Here is a 1,249-nt window from a genome sequence, read left to right on the forward strand (position 1 = left end):
CACGGTCGAGCGGCTGACGCAGCTGCCGCCGGGAGCGCCGCACCGACAAGGCATTCCCGAAAGGCAGCAACCGATGAGACAACTCCCTGCACACACCCTGGATTTCACTGCGCGGACAGCGGCCGACGGTGTGATCGAGCGGGACTTCGTCCTGGGCGACATCCCCGGCGTGCTCTGGTCGCCCGCGTCCGGCCCCGAGCGGGCACCCCTCGTGTTCATGGGCCACGGCGGCGGCACGCACAAGAGATGGCCCGCGATGACGGGCCGCGCCCGGCTGCTCGTCACCGGCTGCGGCTTCCATGTCGCCGTCGTCGACGCGCCCGGCCATGGCGACCGGCCGCGCACGGCCTACGACGAGCAGGAGATCGCCGCGCTGTACCGGGCCCGGGAGGCGGGCGAGCCGGAAGGCCCGATCGTGGTCCGCTACAACGCCCGGCTCGCCGAGCGCGCCGTCCCCGAGTGGAAGGCGGCCCTGGACGCCCTCCAGGAACTGCCGGAGATCGGCACCGGCGGGCCCGTCGGCTTCTTCGGTCTGAACATGGCCACCGCGATCGGTGTGCCGTTCGTGGCGGACGATCCCCGGATCACCGCCGCGGTGTTCGGGCTGCACTGGCCCGACGCCCTGGCCGAGGCCGCGGGGCGGATCACGGTCCCCGTCGAGTACGCCATGCAGTGGGACGACGAGCACATCCCGCGCGCCGCCGCGCTGGCCCTCTTCGACGCGTTCGCCTCGAAGGAGAAGACGCTGCACGCCAACTCCGGGCGGCACAAGGAGCTGCCCCGGTTCGAGTCGGACAGCGCGGCCCGCTTCCTCGCCCGGCACCTGAGGCCGACGGCGGTCCAGGAGGCCTGAGTCGAGCGGTGCCGGCGTTCCCGCGCGCCGGGACGCCGGCACCCGGGGCGACAGATATTCGGCCACCTCCGATAATGCTTCACCCGGCAGGCAGGCAACGGAGGGAGCACAGGTGGCCGAGACGTTCAAGCGGCGCGCCCCGAGCCAGTGGGGCGAGGGCGGTGCCCTGAAGGAGGAGATCCTCGCGGCCGCGGCCCGGCTGCTGNNTGCGCGCGGTCGCCCGCGAGGTCGGGATCGCCGCGCCCAGCATCTATCTGCACTTCAAGGACCGCTCCGAACTGGTCGCGACGGTGACGCGCCGGGCCTACGAGAAACTGGTCGCCGAGCTGCGCGAGGCACGGGACGGCGGCACTCTCCACACCACCCACAGCCCCCACGCCACCCACAGCCCCCACG

At 72.9% G+C, this 1,249-nt stretch carries 1 protein-coding gene and 1 pseudogene; both read left to right on the forward strand.

Annotated elements, in window-relative coordinates; genetic code table 11:
* The first annotated feature begins 73 nt into the window (after positions 1–73).
* Positions 74–853 (forward strand): alpha/beta fold hydrolase, encoded by a 780-nt coding sequence (locus CCN72_RS36515; protein WP_086812626.1) that lies wholly within the window; start codon positions 74–76, stop codon positions 851–853.
* A 166-nt stretch (positions 854–1,019) separates the two neighbouring features.
* A pseudogene (locus CCN72_RS36520) lies at positions 1,020–1,249 on the forward strand (TetR family transcriptional regulator); the annotation flags it as partial.

Source organism: Streptomyces murinus, from assembly GCF_002154555.1.
In the GTDB taxonomy this organism is placed as follows: Bacteria; Actinomycetota; Actinomycetes; order Streptomycetales; family Streptomycetaceae; genus Streptomyces; species Streptomyces murinus.